Source organism: Polaribacter sp. (assembly GCF_039939415.1).
Lineage (GTDB): Bacteria > Bacteroidota > Bacteroidia > Flavobacteriales > Flavobacteriaceae > Polaribacter.
Genome location: NZ_JBDVJE010000048.1, coordinates 106,305 through 125,189, shown reverse-complemented (window position 1 = coordinate 125,189; position 18,885 = coordinate 106,305). Strand labels below are relative to the sequence as shown.

Below are 18,885 nucleotides of genomic sequence, written 5' to 3'. Positions count from 1 at the left end.
TTGAATAATTTTTTAAAAAATATATTTTTATTTTTTGTATTTGCAGGTACTGCAAGCATTGCATCTTATTCGCAAATAAATAATAAAACAGATTCTTTATTTACAAAAAAAGATACTTTAAAACTAAGATACAATTTTAAAAAAGTTCAAACAGGTGGTCTTTTTTTAGATTATCTAGCTAAGAAAGAAATTGTTTTTGACAAAGAATTAAATAAATATGTAATCTTAGAAAAAATAGGTAATTACCAAACAAGAATACCTATCTATCTTACTCCTAAACAATATGCTCAATATCGTTTAAAAAGAGATATGATGCAATACTTTAAAGATAAAGTAAGTGCAACAAATTCTAAGAAAAAAGGAGCAAAAAATGCTCAAAAAGATTTACTACCTACTTACTATGTAAATTCAGAATTTTTTGAAACTATTTTTGGAGGAAGCACAATTAAAGTAACACCTACAGGAAGTTTAAATTTAAAATTAGGGTTTATTTATCAGAATACAGAAAACCCACAATTATCAGAGGAAAATAGAAGTAGTTTTACTTTTGACTTTGACCAACAAATAAATGCAAGTATTAAAGCTAAAGTTGGTGAACGATTAGAGTTTACTGCAAATTACGATACACAATCTACGTTTGATTTTCAGAATTTAGTAAAAATAGATTACACACCAACAGAAGATGATATTTTACAAGGCATAGAAGCAGGTAACATTTCTATGCCTATTAAAAACTCTTTAATTAATGGTGCACAGAGTTTATTTGGTGTAAAAACGCAGTTAAAATTTGGTAACACCAACGTAACTGCTGTTTTTTCTCAGCAAAACTCAGAAAGCAAAACTGTTGTTGCAGAAGGAGGGGCTTCTATTCAAGAATTTGAACTACAAGCTACAGATTATGATAATGACCGTCACTTTTTTTTGGGTCAATATTTTATAGATAATTATGCTAATTCACTTAAAAATTATCCATTAATTAATAGTCAAATTAACATTACAAGAATAGAAGTTTGGATTACAAATAGAAATGCAAGTACAGAAGATTATAGAAGTATTGTTGCACTTGCGGATATTGGAGAATCAGACAGTAATGTATTAGTAAATCAAACAGGAGAAGTACAACCAACAAATCCGCCAACCACAACAGGAGGAAATATTCCATGGAATGAATCTAATAATTTATCTAGTTTATTATCTCCCACAAGTGGAATTCGAAACATTTCTACTATAAACAGTACCTTAATTCAATACAACATGAATGAAGGGGCTGATTATTCAGTATTAGAAAATGCAAGAAAATTAGATCCTAATGAGTTTACCTTAAACTCACAATTAGGTTTTATTTCTTTAAACAGGAGGTTAAATGATGGAGAAGTTTTAGCTGTTGCTTATGAATATACAGTTGCTGGTGGTGTTACAGGAAGTACAGAAAATTCTTTTAAAGTGGGTGAATTTTCGAATGATGGAATTTTAGCTCCACAAACATTAGCTGTAAAATTATTACGAAGTGAAATTCTTACCACAAAAAGAGATAGAGATGTAAATGGAGTTACTACAGAAGAAGCTTTTCCTACATGGCGTTTAATGATGAAAAACGTTTATGCATTAGGCGCATTTCCATTAACACAAGATGGCTTTTTATTTGAAATACAATATAGAGATGATCAAACAGGTATACAATCTAACGTTTTACAAAATGCAAAAACAGGTACAGATACTCCAAACAATCCTGATGATGACATTAATGTAATACCATTAATTCAAATATTAAAGCTAGACCAATTAGATCAAAGTCAATTTAGGTCTCCAGATGGTTTTTTCGATTATGTAGAAGGTATAACTGTTAATTCTCAAAACGGATATGTATTTTTTCCAGAACCAGAGCCTTTTGGTAATGATTTGGTACAAGAAAACACCTCAGATACTGGTTTAGATGAAACTTTAGATGAAACCTATTTATTTAAAGAATTATACTTAAACACAAAAGTTAACATACAAAACAACTTTCAAAATAAAGATAAATATTTCTTAAAAGGATATTTTAAATCAGAAAATTCTGGAGGAATTCCTATTGGCGCATTTAATGTTCCTAGAGGTTCTGTAAAGGTTACTGCCGCAGGCAGACAGTTAGTAGAAGGTGTAGATTATGTTGTAGATTATCAATTAGGTCGTGTACAAATTATAGATCCAGGATTACAATCTTCAGGAACGCCAATAAGTGTTTCAACAGAAAATAATGCAGTATTTAATCAACAAAGAAAAACCTTTATGGGTGTAGATGTTGAGCATAAATTTTCAGACAAATTTATTGTTGGTGCAACAATTTTAAATGTGAATGAAAGACCAATTACTCCAAAAGTTAATTTTGGTTCAGACCCAATAAATAACACAATGTTTGGGGCAAATATAGATTATGCTACAGAAGTACCTTATTTTACAAAATTGGCAAATAAATTACCTTTTGTAGATACAGATGTACCTTCTAACCTATCAGTAAGAGCTGATATGGCATATTTGTTACCAGGAACGCCAAGTGGAATAGATGTAACAGGTGCCGCTACAACTTACATAGATGATTTTGAAGCTTCTCAAATTCCTATCAGTATTTTATCTCCTTTAGATTGGTATGAAGCAAGTACACCAAAATATTTTTCGGGATTTAATGGAGAACAAGATGATTTAACTTACAATTACAAAAGAGGTAAATTAGCTTGGTATAATGTAGATCAAATATTTTATGGAGCAGGAGAAACACCTGCAAGTATTACTGCAGACGAACTTTCTAGAGCAGAAACAAGACAAATTAATTACGGTGAATTATTTCCTAATGTACAATTAGATATTACTCAAAATTCATTAATTAGAACGTTAGATTTAGCATATTTTCCTGCAGAAAGAGGCTCTTATAATTTTGATACAGGTATAAATGTAAATGAAGACGGAACATTTAAAGACCCACAAAATAGATGGGGAGGAATTATGCGCCCATTAACAACTAATAATTTTGACCAGGCTAATGTAGAATATATTCAATTTTGGGTAATGGACCCTTATGAAAACTATTCTATAACTAATGATGAAGGGTTGCCACAGGGAATGACACCTTCTGATGTTTTAAATAACGTTTCAAATCAAGTTGGAGATTTATATATTAACTTAGGAAATGTTTCTGAAGATATCTTAAAAGATAGTCGTAAAATGTATGAAAATGGTTTGCCAGAAACTGGTGGAGATTTAAATACAGACCCAACAACTTGGGGTAAAGTACCAACCAATCCATCAATTATTTATGCTTTTAATGAAGAAGATGAAGCAAGAAATAATCAAGATGTTGGTTTTGATGGTTTATCTGACGTAGATGAATTTGCAAAATATAGTACAACTATTTCTAACTTTAGCAAATTAAATCAAAACGACCCTGCTTCTGATAACTTCCAATTTTTTAGAGGGAATGAATTGGATGCAGTAAATGCATCAATAATTTCTAGGTATAAAAATTACAACAATACAGAAGGAAACTCACCAACATTAAACCAATCTACAGAAACTTATCCAATTTCTTCAACAACTTATCCAGATGTAGAAGACATTAATAAAGATCAAACTATGAATACTGTAGAAAGTTACTACGAGTATAAAATTTCTATGAACAGAAATGATTTGGTGGTTGGTAAAAATTTTATTGTAGACTCTAAAACTACAGATGTAACTTTAGAAAACGGAGGAACTCAAAAAACAACTTGGTATCAATTTAGAGTTCCTGTAAGAAGTGGAACATCTGTTAATGGAATATCAGATTTTAATAGCATTCGTTTTATTAGAATGTTTTTAACCAATTTTAAAATGCCAGTGGTAATTCGTTTTGGTGAAATGGATTTAGTACGTGGTGATTGGAGACGATATACAAAAACTTTAGACGAAACTTTAACAGAGCCAATTGTATTAGATGATGATGAATTAAAAGATTTTGAAGTTGGTGTTGTTAGTATAGAGCAAAATGAAGGTAGTTATATACAACCTCCAGGAATAGAAAGAGAACGTTTGCAAGGTAGTACAACTGTACAGTTACAAAACGAACAATCTGTAACCTTAAAAGTTAACAATTTAGAAGCTAATAAAACAAGAGCAATTTATAAAAATATTAGTATAGATTTAAGGCGTTTTAAAAACTTAAAAATGTTTATGCACCTACAATCTAATGAAGGAGCTTTAGAAATTAATGATGATGATTTTTCTGCCATTGTAAGATTAGGTACAGATTTAGATGATAATTATTATCAAATAGAAATGCCTCTAAAGGTATCAAAAAACGGTACTTCTGCTCTAGATCTTTGGCCAGAAGCAAATAATTTAGATGCTTTTTTAGAAACCTTTGGCCAAGTAAAATTAGACAGAGATAAAGCTGATTTTTCAATAACAGATTTATTTACACCTGAAAACCAAGAAACTACTTACACAATTTCTGTAAAAGGTAACCCAACATTAGCACAATTAAAAACAATTGTATTAGGTATAAAAAACAAAACCACATCACCACAAAGTGGAGAAGTTTGGTTTAACGAGTTACGTTCTGCTGATTTTGATAACAAAGGGGGTTGGGCAGCTGTGGTAAACGCAGATGCTAATTTTGCTGATATTGCAAATATATCTTTATCTGGTAGTATGTCTACTATTGGTTTTGGTAACGTAGAAGAAAGAGTTACACAACGTAGTTTAGACGAAACAAAACAATATGATGTTGCAACAACTGTAAACTTAGGAAAAGTATTAACACCTAAAAAATGGGGAATTCAATTACCAATGAGTTATAGTGTTGGAGAAACTTTTATTGACCCAAAATACGACCCACAATATCAAGATGTAGAAGTAGCAGATGCTTTAGGAGAAAATGATAATAGTGAGTTTTCTAGAGATTATACAAAAAGAACAAGTATTAGTTTTACAAACGTAAAAAAGAATAGAAACCCTAATTCTACAAAAAAACCAAAGTTTTACGATATTGAAAACATAGCAGTTTCTTATGCACATAACAAAGAGTTTCAAAGAAATTATAATATTAAAAAACGTATAAACGAAAGTGTTAGGGCCTCTGCTTCTTACAATTTCAGTTTCGATTCTAAACCTATTGAGCCATTTAAAAACTCATCAGCATTTGAAAGCAAATACTTTAAATTAATTAAAGACATTAACTTTAACCCTATTCCTAAAACATTTGCAATTAATTCTAGTATTAACAGAAATTACAACGAGCAACAATCTAGAAATTTGGTAGATGGTTTAGCCCCACAACCAGAGCTAAAACAACGTAGATTTATGTTTGATTGGGATTATACAATAGGTTTTGATTTAACCAAATCTTTGCAACTAAACTTTAATGCCACTAACAGTTACATTTACGATACTTTTAATAATAATGAAGATGTACAAGTTTTTGATGATTTCTTTAATACAGGGAGAGCAAATCATTATCATCAAAAATTAAACGGAACTTATAATTTACCTATAGATAAAATTCCGTTTTTAAGTTTTATAAAAGCAGATTATGGCTATACAGCAGATTTCGATTGGCAAGCAGCTCCACAAAGTACTATAAACGTAAATGGTGTAGATATTGCCTCTGTTGATTTAATTGGTAATGTCATTCAGAATGCAAATACACACAATATAAATACTACTATTAATTTTGATCGTTTATACAAAGGTTTAGGTTTCGAAAAATTACTATTAACAAAAAAGCAACGTAAAAACTCAAAAGGATTAAAAGGATCTGGGTTACCAAAAGTTCCTGGAAGAGTAAATCAAAAGAAAAAATTATCTATTGGTAAAACTATTTTAAAAGGTACTTATGATATTTTAACATCTGTAAAACAAGGTAAAATTAGTTATTCAGAAAATAACGGACAATTATTACCTGGTTACACAGAAGAAATTGGCTTTTTAGGTGGTGCACCAACTTCTTTTGCTTTTGGTAGTCAAGTAGACATTAGAAACAGAGCTTTAGAAAATGGTTGGTTTGTTACAAGAAACCAAGGAGATGAATATTACAGCAAAACTTTTAGTAAAACACATTATAATAAATTAGACTATACGTTTACACTAAAACCAATCAAAGATTTAAACATTGATGTTAGAGGAAATAAAATTCAAACTAGAGATATTTCTCAACAATTAGATTTAATTGATGGAAGTAATCAATTTGAAGACACACCTTTCTTTGAAAACGGAAACTTTAGTACGAGTTATTCAATGTTTTCTACTGCATTTAAAGATAGTGATGCATTGTTTCAAAACCTAAAAGACTACAGAAGCATAATTTCTAATAGATTGGCTACAGAAAACAGTGTTCCTGCAAGTGGTTTTGGAGAAAATAGTCAACAAGTTTTATTACCAGCATTTATGGCAGCTTATTCTGGTAAAAACCCAGACAAAGTAAGTACAAGTTTGTTTAGAGATATCCCAATTCCAAACTGGACATTGCGTTATAGCGGTTTAATGAAGCATAAATTTTTTAAGAAAAACTTCAGTAATTTTATTGTTTCTCATGGTTACAGATCTTCATATACTGTATCTAGTTTTACAAATAATTTGCAACATGATACTAAAAACCCTTATGCAAATTTAAATGTAGCAGAAAATTATGAACCAGAATTATTAGTTTCTGCAGTTACTTTGGTTGATGAATTTTCACCTCTAATTAAATTAGACATGAAAATGAGAAATTCTTTTTCATTAAGAGGAGAAGTAAAAAGAGACAGAACATTAACAATGAATTTTAACAACAGTACTTTAACAGATATAAAAGGAACAGAATATATTTTCGGAATGGGATATGTTTTTAAAGATGTAAAATTTAATACTCGTTTTACAGGTAAAAAACAAACTTTAAAAGGTGATATTAATTTAAGAGCAGATGTTTCTTTAAGAGACAATTTAACACAAATAAGATCTGTAGATGAAGATAATAATCAAATTAGTGGTGGTCAAAAACTTTTTTCTATTAAATTTACAGCCGATTATAGATTGAGCAGTAATTTAACAGCATCTTTTTATTACAATCATCAAACATCAAAATATGCGATTTCTACCACATTTCCAAGACAAGCGATTAATGGTGGATTTAATATTATTTACAACTTAGGAGGAAATTAAAAAATAAGAATATATAATTAATTACAAATAAAATGAATTTACCATCAGAATTAAAATATACAAAAGACCACGAGTGGATTAAAATTGAAGACAATGTAGCTACAGTTGGTGTTACAGATTTTGCTCAAGGTGAGTTAGGAGACATCGTTTATGTAGATGTAGACACTTTAGACGATACAGTAGAAGAAGGTGAAGTTTTTGGGTCTGTAGAAGCTGTAAAAACTGTTTCAGATTTATTTATGCCTTTAACAGGAGAGGTAATTGAATTCAATGAAGAATTAGAAGACGAACCAGAATTGGTTAACTCAGATCCTTATGGAAAAGGTTGGATGATTAAAATTGAAATATCAGATAGTTCACAAATAGAAAATTTATTAGATGCAGAAGCTTATCAAAAGCTTATTCAAGGATAATCTGTTTATTATTGCAATAGGAATAACCATTGGTATTGCTTATTTGAGTTTAATGCAAGTACCAAAAACTCAATTGTCATTTACAAGTAGTGATAAAGTATACCACCTATTTGCATACTTTACATTAACTATATGTTGGTTATTCTCATTTTATAAAAAAACTTCTTTAAAGTATAAAATAGTTATTACATGTATTATTTATGGCATAATTATTGAGATTCTACAACACACCTTAACAAAGTATAGAACAGGAGATATTTATGATGTTCTTGCAAATACAATAGGAATTATCTTAGGATTGATAGTTTTTAATCTAATTTTAAAAAAAATTAAGGTTAATTCACACTAAGACTTGTATATAAACGAATAATTTAATTAAATTAGCGAACTATTAAAAACTCTTTACAATGGAAATTAAGAAAAACCCAAAATCAAACTTAGAAAATTATAGCAAAATTTTTATGCAAATAGGTCTAGTTCTAGCCTTATTCATAACATATGCTTCAATTGAAAAGAAAACTTACGATAAAGTAATTGGAGATTTAGGTTCTGTAACAATGAATGCTGAAATGGAAGAAGAAACGGTTATTACTGAAAGAGTAGAGCCAGTTAAACCAAAAACACCACCACCACCAGCTCCAGAAAAAATTGAAATTGTAGAAGATGAAAAAGAAGTAGAAGAAACTGTAATTGAATCTACAGAAACAGATGAAACAGAAGCAATTGAAGTTGAAGAAATTGTTGAGATAGAAGAAGTAGAAGACGTTGTTGAGGATGTAAGTTTTATGATTATTGAAGATGTACCTGTATTTCCTGGATGTAAAGGAAACAAAAGTCAATTAAAAGCATGTTTTAGCAAAAAAGTTCAAAAACATTTTTCTAAAAAGTTTGATGCTGATTTGCCAAATGAATTAGGGTTGTCTGCTGGTAGAAAAAGAGTATTTATTGGTTTTAAAATTGACAAAAATGGAAACATTGTTGATGTTAATGCAAGAGCCCCTCACCCAAAGATTAAAACTGAGGTAATTAAAGTAATGAAACAATTACCTAAAATGAAACCTGGTAGACAAAGAGGTAAACCAGTAGGTGTAAAATATAGTATTCCTTTTACTTTAATTGTAGAGTAAAAAGAAAAGAAAAAACAAAAAAACGTTTAGAATTAACATTCTAAACGTTTTTTTTATGAATTTTAATTCATAAAAATAAATTTAATATATTTATGCTATATTAAATTTAAATAAAATAAGGTTATGGCAGTAATGAAGGTTATTGAAGTATTAGCGAATTCTGAAAAAAGTTGGGAAGAAGCTACAAGAAAAGCAGTAAAACAAGCAGCTAAATCTGTAAAAGGAATAAAATCTGTATTTGTACAATCTCAAAGTGCAGTTGTAAATGGAGATAATGTTACAGAATTTAGAGTAAACTTAAAAATTACTTTTGAAGTAAATTAAAAAAATAGAAACTAACAACTACTTATAGCGATTTGATTTTTTAAAAATGAAATCGCTTTTTTTAATCATAAATTATGAAAATCTTACAAATTATAATTATTAGTTTAGTTGCTTTAATTCATGTTTACATTGTTTATTTAGAAATGGTAATTTGGACTTCAAAAAAGTCTATGAAAGCCTTTGGAATAGAAACAAAAGAATTTGCAGAAAAAACAAAGGTAATGGCTGCAAATCAAGGACTTTATAATGGTTTTCTTGCTGCAGGCTTAATTTGGTCTTTAATTATAGAAGAAACTTCTTTTTCTTTGTTCTTTTTATTATGTGTATTAATTGCAGGTATATATGGAGCTTATTCTACAAAGAAAAAAAATATACTTATTATTCAATCTTTACCTGCATTTGTAGGAATTTTGTTACTTTTATAATAATCTTAAAATAAATTTACTGAGTTATACGCTTAACTTCTGTTTAATTTTATTTTGATAAATAGGTTTTGCAACAACCATTCTTTCAATTGTTTTATGGAATATACTTTTCTGAAATTGTGATCTATTAATTCTGAAACAAAATTCATCAAAGTAAGCTTGAATATGCGGCTTACTCACATGAGTTGGTATCGCTCTAAGCCATGATTTAACTTGCATTATCTTATATGTAATTGCTTAAAGTTAGCACCATTATTACTGTAAATTTGCTCAATATTATACTTTTCTTTCAAAGGTTCATAACCTCTCCATTTATCAGTTATTATTTTAGCAGATGTACTTATATGTTCTTTAAAAATTGGTGTTAATGATTTTGCAGAATAATCATTTATGGATTTGATATAAACTCTTTTAACCTTGTTGTCATCTGTTATTTCTACTGCAATTACTGCTTTTTTCTTCTTTGTATCATAACTTCTTCCTTGTTTTCCTTCTTCTTTTCCTCCAACAGTAAATTCATCAACATGAATTAGTTTTTCTAAAGGATATTTTTGACTACTTTTCATCGCTTTACGAACTTTTTGCATAAAATACCAGGCAGTTCCTTGACGAATACTAAAACGTTTACCCATCTGAATACTTGAAGTGCTTTTGCTACTTGTACTCATTTCAAAAGCAACACAAAATGCTTTTTGTAAGCCAAATTTAACTTTATGAAAAAGTGTATTTGCTGTAGCACTTTCTACATGATGAAAAGCGTAACATTCATAGTTATATCCAGATTTTTTACAGCCTTTTGTATGCCCACATTTACTACAAGTAAAACCGTCTTCCCATTTTATTTTAGCTAAATAAGCTTTACAAGCATCATCATTTGGTAGTTCTTTTATAAAGTTTAGGATATCTTGTCCTTCAAATTTTTCCATATTGCTTAATTTAATGGAAATAGATACAGAAATTAAATGACTAACTCAATAAATTTATTCTAAAAAAGAAGACAAAATATTTATATCTATTAACAATGGTGAGTTAATAAACCTACCAAAAAAGAAAAAAAACCTCTATAATTTATTTCAATCTAGATCTAATGAAGTTAAAAACTTTATGAAGACGAATAAGTTAGACAGAAAAAAAGCAAAAGATTTACATAAACTTTTTACTTTTTTTAAACGCCTAGTAGTTTTATAAAACAATAAGAGTTTAACATTTTTTATTGTTTCTCCATTAATAGTATTTTTCTAAAAAACCTTTACTTTTGTAATGAATTTCTAACAAAAACAAAATGGAAAAATACATTGAAAATTTAAAAGAATTAGTTGTACAATACACACCAAAAATATTAGTAGCATTAGCTATTCTAATAATTGGTTTATTTGCTATAAACATTATAGTAAAAACTTCTAAAAAATTAATGAAAAAAAGAGGTGTAGATTTAACACTTCAAAAATTCTTAGGAGATTTAATTAGTTGGTCTCTTAAAATCTTACTATTTATTACAGTAATTGCAAAACTTGGTGTAGAAACTGCATCTTTTGCTGCAATTATTGCTGCTGCAGGTTTAGCAGTTGGTTTAGCACTACAAGGGTCTCTTGCTAATTTTGCAGGTGGAGTATTAATTATGATTTTTAAACCGATTAAACTTGGAGATTTAATTGAAGCTCAAGGTGAAGTTGGTGTAGTAAAAGAAATCGAAATATTTACTACAAAACTTACAGGTTTATCTAACAAAGAAATTATTATTCCTAATGGAACGTTATCTAATGGAAATATTGTTAACTATTCTACAGAAGGAACAAGACGTGTAGATTTAACAATTGGAGTTGATTATGCTGCAGATATTAAGCAAACAAAAGAAGTTTTAATGAATGTTTTAACTTCAAATCCAAAAGTATTAAAGGATCCTGCACCAGCAGTAACAGTTGCTGAGTTAGCAGATAGTTCTGTTAATTTTGCAGTGAGACCTTGGTGTAAAACAGAACATTATTGGGATGTATATTTTGAAGTTACAGAAAATGTAAAATTAGAACTTGATAAAGCAGGAATTGAAATTCCTTATCCACACCAAGTTAATGTTAAAAAATAGGTTTCTTTTTCTTTTCAGGAATAGCAACAAAATCTTTTAAATAAAAAGGTTCAAAATAAGCGACATCTTCGATGTCGTTTTTTTTGTATTTATTAAAAGATAAACTTGCCATTTCTTTTGATGAAGGAAATTTAGCATCTATAAAAATTGCATTTTTATGTTTTATAACTTCTTTACATTTCTGAGCTCCATCACCTAAAAAATAAACTTTGGTATTTTCTAAGTATTCAGAAAATGAATTTTCATCAATCACTTCTGCTTTAATTTCTCTTATTTGTTTATAATTATTATCATAAACAGCAGAATAAACCTCCATTCTTCTTGCATCTAGCATAGAAACTATGATTCCTTTATCAATAGAAATAGAATGCGCTAAAGCTGCTAAAGTTTCAATAGAAATTAAGGGTTTATTAAAAGCAAAACAAAGCCCTTTTGCAGCAGAAACACCTATTCTTAACCCTGTATAAGAACCAGGTCCTTTACTTACTGCAACAGCTTCTATTTCTTCTGTAGAAACATTAGCCTCCTTTAAAATTTCTACTATAAAAGGATGTAAAACTTCTGCATGAGAATAATTACCATTATTCAATTCTTTTATTGCTATAACTTCACCGTCTTTTGCAAGACTTACAGAACAGTTTTTTGTTGCGGTTTCTATGTTAAGGATAAATGCCAACTTGAAATATTTTATACAAATATAAGTGATAGAAAAAAGAAAACCTCGCAAAATTGCGAGGCTTCATTATTAAAATATTTTTTACTTATTCTAAAACTAAATCTCCAGAATAAAATTGCAATACTTTTGTTTTAAAAACATAATCGTATTTAGATCTTATCATTGCAGCCTTAGCATTTACTAAACGATTTCTTACCTGATCAAAATCGAACAAAGTCATAGCTCCAAAATTGTATCTTTCTTTTGCATTTTTAAACGCTTCTTGTTGTGCTTCTAAAGAAATTTTAGCAGCTTCAAATGTTTTTAAAGCAGATTTTACATCTAAAAAGGCTTGTTCTATAGTTTGCTTAAGTGATAACTTTTCACTTTCTAATCTTGTTTCAAAAATCTCTTTATTAATCTTAGATTTTGCTACTCCATTTCTTGTTTGAAAACGATTAAAAATAGGAATACTAATATTAAAACCTAAACCATACCCTAAATTATCATTTAACTGATTAAAGAACGCTGTATTTGGGCCTGTTTTTAAGTTATAACCATAGTTTGTAGATAATCCTGCAGAAGCAGAAACTGTTGGTAAAAAGTAACTTTCAGAAATTTTTATATTTAAATCTGCATTATCAATTGCCAATTTAGCTCGTGCTATTTCTGGCATTCTTTGTACAGATTTATCGAATACCGAATTTGAATTTTTGTATAATAAATCTGAAGAAGGCGTTCCAACATCAATTGAAGCAACATCAAAATTTTCTATTGGTACTTGTATTAATTGAGCTAGATTTAATAATGCAATATCTAATGCGTTTTCTTGAGTAATTACACTTTGTAAATCAGTTGCGGCAGTGGACTGTGTGTTTAAAAGTTCTCCTTTAGCAATTACACCAGAATTAAATCTATCTTCTGCAGCTTTAATCTGCTTTTTACTTATATCATATTGAACTTTAACTGCATTTAAGTTTTCTTTTGCAAATAATATATTTAAGTATCCATTTACTACAAAAAGAGAAATATCGTTTTCGATTTTTTGTAAATCTAACAAACTAGATTCTACACCTAATTGAGCTTGCTTAAAAGTATTTGTGTTTCTGTAACCATTAAAAACAGTATAGCCCGCACTTAAACTAACAGATCCTCCAAAAATACTAGTACTTACTCTGTTTTGAGTTACATAATCAAAACCAGAACCAAAATTTAAATTACCACCTGTAGATGCATTTAAATTTGGTAAAAAATTTCCTTTTGCAATTTCAACATCTTTTTTAGCTAATTCTAAGCTTAATTTATTCTGCTGAATTGAAATATTTTTTTCTAAAGCTTCATTTACACATTCTTTAAGTGTCCATTTTTTTTGTGAAAAAGTAGCAGTTGCAGTAAAAAGAACTGCAAATAGTAAAAGTTTAGTTTTCAAAATCTGTAAATTTTATAATTTCAATAAATTAGTTTCAATGGTTATGCCAAAAGACAGACTCTATTAAAACAATTAATAATCAATTAGTTATACAAAAAAACTATTTGTAATTGTTTTAAAACGAACACTTTTTGCTCAATATTGAACACTTATATCTTTTGATAGTGCTAATAAGACGATTAAAAGTAAAATATGTTACACCATTTTACTCTTATATATATGTTAATTTTTAACTTTCTTTTTATATCTATAAATAACATAAAATAATACCCCGATTAAGAGATAAGGAAAAATCATTAAGTATGTAATTCCGTTATTAACTCCTTCTGCCATAGAAACGTCTCCATTTTCTACAACAGCTTTACACATTGCGCATTGTGAAAACGAAACTTTTGATGTAAAGACCATCAATAAAATAAAGAATGAGATACGTTTTTTACACATAATATGGAGATATCATTAAATAGACAACAACACCAGTAATAGCAACATATAACCATAATGGAAATGTAATTTTGGCTATTTTTTTATGTTGAGGAAAGTTCCCCAACTTTGCTCTCATAAATGTAATTAATACAATTGGTATAATAACTACAGATAAAATAATATGAGTAATTAAAATAAAGTAATAAATATATTTCACGATTCCATCTCCACCAAATGTTGTAGAATCTGATGTCATGTGATAACCAATATATAAAAATAAAAAAACTAGAGAACAACCAATAGCAAAAGTAGTTAGTTGTTCGTGTAATTTTATATTTCCTTTTTTAATTGCTATTACTGCAGCGATTAAAACTGCAGCAGTTAAACCATTTATAGATGCATATATTGGTGGTAAAAAAGTTAATGGCTCTACATTAAAACCTAATTTTCTTAAATTAACACCAAATAAAGCTGCAACAGCCAAAGGAATTACAATTGATAAAATTGTAATAATTTTCTTATATTTTTTTTCTTGCGCTAAACTACTCATTCAACAAAATTTTAATATCTTCTTTTAATTCTTTTATTTGATCTGGAAAAGTTTGCTCTTTTAAAGCTCTGTAGTACATAATTGGGTTTCCAAATTTATCTTTTCTAGATCTAATATTTCCTTCTTTATCAACCAAAGCAAACAAACCTGAATGCTCAAAACCACCATGATCTTCTTCTCCTTTTCCTGCAAATAATTTAAAGCCTTTGTTTGATAAAGCATACACAATTTCTTCTGGTTGACCTGTTAATAAATGCCAATTAGGATGTGTTATTTTATAAACTTTGGCATACTCTTTCATTACTTCTGGAGTATCAATTTCTGGAGTAATGGAAATAGATGCAATTCCGAAGTTTTCATTTCCTTGAAACTCATCTTGAATCGTTAACATCTTTTGATTCATGATTGGGCAAATTGTAGGACAAGTTGTAAAAAAGAATTCTACAACATGTACTTTTCCTTTATAATCTTTATTGGTGATAACTTTACCATCTTGATTTATAAACTCAAAATCTGGTACTTTATTAAAAGTGTATAAACTACTTGTTTTTTTAGAATTTTTATCTACTTTATTTAATCTATTATCCTGAATTAATTCGTCTTTTTCTACTCTAGAATCTATGTTTCTAACAACATAAATACCGAACAAAAGAATAATAAAAGAAACACCTATGTAAGAATATTTTTTACTCATAACCCTACTTCTTTTCTGTCTGCTTTATTTTTGTTTTTATCTTTAAATGATGCATAGTATTCATAATATAAAACTAAAACATCATCTTTTAATTTTCCGTTTAAAACAGATACTGAATTCATATTGTATCCAAAAAGTTTTCCATCTTTACTATCTGCATCATTAACTCTACCTCTTAAGTCTCCATTTTTATCTACTAAATAGACTTTAGAAGTATAAAGATTTTTTAAAGAATCTTTAGCTTTAAAACTGGTATAAAGTGCTTTAATATTTTTTTTAGAACCTTTAATAAAATTCCATTTTACCATATCTGTAAAAGCGCTAATTTCTTTTTTTATCTTTTGAACTTCTTCCTCTTTACCATCAGGATAAATAGCTAATATTTGAAACTTATTATACTTAATAAAATTTTTATAAATCTTTTCATTAAGATTAAAAAAACCTCCTCTATTTTCATCTATATTATTTCCTAAAAAACAAACAATAGAAATATTACCTTTAAATGTTTTGGTTGGGTCTATGGTAGAAATATCTACAATGTTTTTAGTAACAATAGGTAGTTTTGTAAAATTATTTTTTCCTGTAGATAAAATTAAAAAACAGATTAAAGGAAAAATAAATAGTAAAAATAATACAACTCTTTTTTTAGTAAGCTTCATCATTACTTTGTATAAAAAAAGGTGGTTATAAAACCACCTTATCAAATTTTTAAATTACCATTTTACAAGTGGTGCTAGTGTGCTATGTAAATAACCTCCTTCAATTAATATAAGTGTTACTAAATAACAAATTAAAAAAACTGCAGACCAGACTATAGAACGTCTAAACCATTTTTTTTCTCCCTCTAAATGCATAAATGCCCAAGCAATATAATATGCTTTAACTAATGTTAAGATAATAAATATCCAGTTTAAAGGACTAGTTCCTAAAAAACTTGTAAGATGTAAACTTGCAGGTTTAACAATACCTAATGCAACTTCTACAGTAGTTAATGCTGATAAAATACCTAGAACTATCCAAATTCTTTTTGTGTTTGACTCGTGTGCGTGTGCCATTTTAAATCTTATTTTATAATTATACTAAGTAGAAGAATGTAAATACAAATACCCAAACTAAATCTACAAAGTGCCAATATAACCCTACTTTTTCTACCATTTCATAATGTCCTCTACGTTCGTAAGTTCCTAGAACTACGTTAAAGAAAATTATGATATTAATAATGATTCCTGAAAATACGTGAAACCCATGAAACCCTGTAATAAAGAAAAAGAAATCAGCAAAAATTGTATTTCCATATTCGTTTACTTCAAGATTGGCTCCCTCAACAACTAATTTTGTTTTAGCTAATTGTGCTAAACCTTCTTCTCTAGAAAGAATCGTTTTTTGTTTTGTTGCAGGATCTATAAGTTCTGTACGAACTTGAATATCTGAATTCGCTTTATAAGAATCTTGAATTTGAGCAATTGAATAAGTAGAAATAGTTGCTTCTTTTTCAAACCACAATCCGTTTTCTCTTTGGTGTTGCACTCTACCATCTGTTCTTTCTCCTACTACAAAATCAGATAAAGCAATTTGATGACCATCTTTTACAAATTGTAAAATTTTACCATCTGTAGTTTTAACTGCACCATAAGAACCGTTTATAAAGTTTTTCCATTCCCATGCTTGAGAACCAACAAAAATAATTCCAAAAATAATTGTAGCAAACATATACCATGCTACCTTTTTTTGTTTCATTTGATGACCAGCATCAACTGCTAAAACCATTGTTACAGAAGAAACAATAAGAATAAATGTCATTAAAGCCACATAATACATAGGTGCATGTACACCATGTAAACCAGGAAAGTGAGTAAACACCTCATCTGCAATTGGCCATGAATCTATAAATTTAAAACGTGTTAAACCATAAGCGGCTAAAAACCCTGAAAAAGTTAAGGCATCAGAAACGATAAAAAACCACATCATCATTTTACCATAACTTGCTCCAAATGGTTTTATTCCACCACCACTCCAAGTTTCTTTACCATCTGTTGGTATAGCAATATTTGCTCCCATATTATATTCTGTGTTATATTAGTTCTTAGTTAGTTCGCCAAAAATAACTATTTTTCATCACCTAATAAAATAGAAAAAGAAAAATAGATAAATCCATAGTATATCTACAAAGTGCCAAAAGATTGCACCTAGTTCAAACCCTAGCATATTGTTTGAATTGTATTTGTATTTAAAATGATTATAAATAACAACTAAAAGCACTAAAACCCCTGCTAACAGGTGTAATACATGCATAAAAGTAATTCCAATTATAAAAGAAGTAGACACTGTACTTTCTGGTCCTGTAAAAAATAATCCAACACTTTTTAATTGATTAAAACCTACGTATTGTTGCCAAATAAAACCTATACCAAGTAAAAATGTTAGTATAATTAACAATAATGATAATTGTCTTTTATCATTTTTTAAGAATTTCTGTGATAAAAATAAGGTAATACTACTTGCAACAATTAAAAAAGTACTTACATAAAATGCTTGAGGTAAATTAAAAGTTACCCAATCATCTCTTTTCATACTTATAACATATGCACTTGTTAATCCTGCAAAAAACATAACCATACTTATCATGGAAACCCATAACATTGGTTTTGCAGATTTTTTCTTTGCTACTAATAATTCTTCTTGTACTATTTGTTCTTGTACCATTTTAATGTAAAAATTTATCTACTACATATATAACTTGTACCATTGTAATATACAAAACACTAGATAACATTAGTTTTCTAGCATCTATATTTTCTTCACTTTTATGTAATTTAACACCAAAATACAACATATAAAACCCTAATAAAGCAACTATTACTGCTGTTATTGGATGAATATAAAAAGCACCAGATAATTTTAATACAGGTGAGATTGAGACCAATATCATTATTACAGTATAAAAAATAATTTGTTTTACTGCTCCTTTATCTTTTTTACCCATAGGTAGTAAATTAAATCCTGCTTTCTTATACTCTTCATGTTGTAACCAACCAATTGCCCAAAAATGCGGAAACTGCCAGAAGAACTGAATCATAAATAAAAAACCAGCTTCCATACCAAAATTATTAGTAGCTGCAACCCAACCTAACATAAATGGAATTGCTCCAGGAATAGCCCCAACAAAAACAGATAATGGAGTTACAGGTTTTAATGGTGTATAAACACTAGTGTATAAAAATATTGAAATTGCTCCAAACAAAGCCGTCTTTGGGTTAATTGTATATAAAATAGTTAACCCTAATATTGTAAATACTATTGCTAAAGCTAATGCAACATTAACAGACATTCTACCTGTTGGCAAAGGTCTATTTTGTGTACGTTTCATTATTGCATCTGTGTCTTTTTCTATAATTTGATTAAATGCATTTGATGCTCCAACCATAAAAAAACCACCTATTGCTAATAAAATAACAGTAAAATAATTAATTACGTCTATAGCAAGTAAATATCCTGCTACTGAAGAAAACACAACACTTAAAGACAAGCCAACCTTGGTTAGTTGTTTAAAGTCAGAAATAATACTTTGCATAGATATTTTATTATCTGTAATAACTGTTGATTTCAAATT

Annotated in this window: 17 protein-coding genes and 1 pseudogene; 7 read left to right on the top strand and 11 right to left on the bottom strand. The window is 28.4% G+C overall.

The genetic code is table 11. The features are described 5' to 3' along the window. The 6 genes from sprA to ABJG40_RS07745 all read left to right on the top strand — a co-directional run bounded on the left by sprA (position 1) and on the right by ABJG40_RS07745 (position 9,438). The gene (gene sprA, locus ABJG40_RS07770) at positions 1–7,149 is read left to right on the top strand and encodes a cell surface protein SprA (protein WP_348024013.1); all 7,149 of its coding nucleotides are present in this window, start codon (positions 1–3) and stop codon (positions 7,147–7,149) included. Between the two features lie 32 nt (positions 7,150–7,181). Next, positions 7,182–7,562, top strand: a complete 381-nt coding sequence (gcvH, locus tag ABJG40_RS07765) for a glycine cleavage system protein GcvH (protein ID WP_348024012.1) — start codon at positions 7,182–7,184, stop codon at positions 7,560–7,562. After that, a complete protein-coding gene (locus ABJG40_RS07760; RefSeq protein ID WP_348024011.1) occupies positions 7,528–7,911 on the top strand; it encodes a VanZ family protein in 384 nt (127 codons plus the stop codon). Before gcvH ends, ABJG40_RS07760 begins: the two co-directional genes overlap by 35 nt. A gap of 58 nt (positions 7,912–7,969) precedes the next feature. Then, a complete protein-coding gene (locus ABJG40_RS07755; protein ID WP_348024010.1) occupies positions 7,970–8,689 on the top strand; it encodes an energy transducer TonB in 720 nt (239 codons plus the stop codon). A gap of 123 nt (positions 8,690–8,812) precedes the next feature. Next, complete coding sequence (locus tag ABJG40_RS07750) at positions 8,813–9,013, top strand: dodecin family protein (RefSeq protein ID WP_348024009.1); 201 nt, start codon at positions 8,813–8,815, stop codon at positions 9,011–9,013. 74 nt (positions 9,014–9,087) lie between these two features. Next, on the top strand, positions 9,088–9,438 hold the full coding sequence (locus ABJG40_RS07745) for a DUF1304 domain-containing protein (RefSeq protein ID WP_348024008.1): 351 nt from the start codon (positions 9,088–9,090) through the stop codon (positions 9,436–9,438). A gap of 24 nt (positions 9,439–9,462) precedes the next feature. Here the strand turns inward: ABJG40_RS07745 and ABJG40_RS07740 are convergent. Continuing rightward, positions 9,463–10,364, bottom strand: a pseudogene (locus ABJG40_RS07740) (IS1595 family transposase). A 356-nt stretch (positions 10,365–10,720) separates the two neighbouring features. Between ABJG40_RS07740 and ABJG40_RS07735 the strand changes: the two are divergent. Further along, positions 10,721–11,521 carry a mechanosensitive ion channel domain-containing protein gene (locus ABJG40_RS07735; protein WP_348024007.1) on the top strand — a complete coding sequence of 267 codons (801 nt, stop codon included), beginning with the start codon at positions 10,721–10,723 and terminating at the stop codon, positions 11,519–11,521. Here ABJG40_RS07735 and tsaB read toward each other — a convergent pair. The 10 genes from tsaB to cyoE all read right to left on the bottom strand — a co-directional run bounded on the left by tsaB (position 11,511) and on the right by cyoE (position 18,882). After that, positions 11,511–12,197 (bottom strand): tRNA (adenosine(37)-N6)-threonylcarbamoyltransferase complex dimerization subunit type 1 TsaB, encoded by a 687-nt coding sequence (gene tsaB / locus ABJG40_RS07730; RefSeq protein ID WP_348024006.1) that lies wholly within the window; start codon positions 12,195–12,197, stop codon positions 11,511–11,513. The two genes, ABJG40_RS07735 and tsaB, sit on opposite strands and share 11 nt — an antisense overlap. An 85-nt stretch (positions 12,198–12,282) precedes the next feature. Beyond that, positions 12,283–13,605, bottom strand: coding sequence for a TolC family protein (locus tag ABJG40_RS07725; RefSeq protein ID WP_348024005.1), 1,323 nt, complete (start codon positions 13,603–13,605; stop codon positions 12,283–12,285). Between the two features lie 222 nt (positions 13,606–13,827). Next, positions 13,828–14,049, bottom strand: a complete 222-nt coding sequence (locus tag ABJG40_RS07720) for a hypothetical protein (RefSeq protein ID WP_348024004.1) — start codon at positions 14,047–14,049, stop codon at positions 13,828–13,830. After that, positions 14,042–14,581 (bottom strand): DUF420 domain-containing protein, encoded by a 540-nt coding sequence (locus ABJG40_RS07715; RefSeq protein WP_348024003.1) that lies wholly within the window; start codon positions 14,579–14,581, stop codon positions 14,042–14,044. The genes ABJG40_RS07720 and ABJG40_RS07715 overlap by 8 nt, the downstream gene beginning before the upstream one ends. Further along, positions 14,574–15,275 (bottom strand): SCO family protein, encoded by a 702-nt coding sequence (locus ABJG40_RS07710; RefSeq protein WP_348024002.1) that lies wholly within the window; start codon positions 15,273–15,275, stop codon positions 14,574–14,576. Before ABJG40_RS07710 ends, ABJG40_RS07715 begins: the two co-directional genes overlap by 8 nt. Further along, a complete protein-coding gene (locus ABJG40_RS07705; protein ID WP_348024001.1) occupies positions 15,272–15,937 on the bottom strand; it encodes a hypothetical protein in 666 nt (221 codons plus the stop codon). The genes ABJG40_RS07710 and ABJG40_RS07705 overlap by 4 nt, the downstream gene beginning before the upstream one ends. Before the next feature lie 51 nt (positions 15,938–15,988). Next, positions 15,989–16,330, bottom strand: a complete 342-nt coding sequence (locus tag ABJG40_RS07700; protein WP_348024000.1) for a cytochrome C oxidase subunit IV family protein — start codon at positions 16,328–16,330, stop codon at positions 15,989–15,991. A gap of 19 nt (positions 16,331–16,349) precedes the next feature. Next, entirely contained in the window at positions 16,350–17,333 is a 984-nt protein-coding gene (locus ABJG40_RS07695) for a cytochrome c oxidase subunit 3 (RefSeq protein WP_348023999.1), read from the bottom strand. A gap of 57 nt (positions 17,334–17,390) precedes the next feature. Further along, a complete protein-coding gene (locus ABJG40_RS07690) occupies positions 17,391–17,978 on the bottom strand; it encodes a cytochrome c oxidase subunit 3 (RefSeq protein ID WP_348023998.1) in 588 nt (195 codons plus the stop codon). 1 nt (position 17,979) lies between these two features. Further along, positions 17,980–18,882 (bottom strand): heme o synthase, encoded by a 903-nt coding sequence (gene cyoE / locus ABJG40_RS07685; RefSeq protein WP_348023997.1) that lies wholly within the window; start codon positions 18,880–18,882, stop codon positions 17,980–17,982. Between the last annotated feature and the right edge of the window lie 3 nt (positions 18,883–18,885).

What these genes read in the sequence shown, in the direction of transcription:
- gcvH (WP_348024012.1), top strand. Translation starts at nt 7,182, where the DNA reads ATGAATTTACCATCAGAATTAAAATATACAAAAGACCACGAGTGGATT.
- ABJG40_RS07750 (WP_348024009.1), top strand. Translation starts at nt 8,813, where the DNA reads ATGGCAGTAATGAAGGTTATTGAAGTATTAGCGAATTCTGAAAAAAGT.
- ABJG40_RS07690 (WP_348023998.1), bottom strand. Translation starts at nt 17,978, where the DNA reads ATGGTACAAGAACAAATAGTACAAGAAGAATTATTAGTAGCAAAGAAA.
- ABJG40_RS07755 (WP_348024010.1), top strand. Translation starts at nt 7,970, where the DNA reads ATGGAAATTAAGAAAAACCCAAAATCAAACTTAGAAAATTATAGCAAA.
- ABJG40_RS07705 (WP_348024001.1), bottom strand. Translation starts at nt 15,937, where the DNA reads ATGATGAAGCTTACTAAAAAAAGAGTTGTATTATTTTTACTATTTATT.
- ABJG40_RS07735 (WP_348024007.1), top strand. Translation starts at nt 10,721, where the DNA reads ATGGAAAAATACATTGAAAATTTAAAAGAATTAGTTGTACAATACACA.
- ABJG40_RS07745 (WP_348024008.1), top strand. Translation starts at nt 9,088, where the DNA reads ATGAAAATCTTACAAATTATAATTATTAGTTTAGTTGCTTTAATTCAT.
- ABJG40_RS07760 (WP_348024011.1), top strand. Translation starts at nt 7,528, where the DNA reads ATGCAGAAGCTTATCAAAAGCTTATTCAAGGATAATCTGTTTATTATT.
- ABJG40_RS07715 (WP_348024003.1), bottom strand. Translation starts at nt 14,581, where the DNA reads ATGAGTAGTTTAGCGCAAGAAAAAAAATATAAGAAAATTATTACAATT.
- ABJG40_RS07700 (WP_348024000.1), bottom strand. Translation starts at nt 16,330, where the DNA reads ATGGCACACGCACACGAGTCAAACACAAAAAGAATTTGGATAGTTCTA.
- ABJG40_RS07695 (WP_348023999.1), bottom strand. Translation starts at nt 17,333, where the DNA reads ATGGGAGCAAATATTGCTATACCAACAGATGGTAAAGAAACTTGGAGT.
- ABJG40_RS07720 (WP_348024004.1), bottom strand. Translation starts at nt 14,049, where the DNA reads ATGTGTAAAAAACGTATCTCATTCTTTATTTTATTGATGGTCTTTACA.
- ABJG40_RS07710 (WP_348024002.1), bottom strand. Translation starts at nt 15,275, where the DNA reads ATGAGTAAAAAATATTCTTACATAGGTGTTTCTTTTATTATTCTTTTG.